Consider the following 245-nt stretch of genomic DNA (forward strand, 5'->3'; position numbering starts at 1 on the left):
CCCGCCACCGTCGAGGGGTTCCTCCCGTACGCCCGGGAGCTCCCCGTCGAGGACATCGAAACGATTCTCGCCTCGCACGAGGTGGTGTCCGACGGCGTCGAACGGTACCCGTTCCCGTCGAACCGGCGAGTTCGCTACGAGAGTCTGGACCGATTCCCCGGCGGCCTCGTCGTCTTGGGCGACGCGATCGCGAGCTTCAACCCGATCTACGGTCAGGGTATGTCGGTCGCCGCCCTGGAGGCCTT

At 67.3% G+C, this 245-nt stretch carries 1 pseudogene; it reads left to right on the forward strand.

Going from position 1 to position 245, the window contains the following annotated elements:
* A pseudogene (locus EXE44_RS19260) lies at positions 1–245 on the forward strand (oxidoreductase); the annotation flags it as partial.

The organism is Halorubrum sp. SS7, from assembly GCF_005435055.1.
GTDB classification, from domain to species: Archaea; Halobacteriota; Halobacteria; order Halobacteriales; family Haloferacaceae; genus Halorubrum; species Halorubrum salinarum.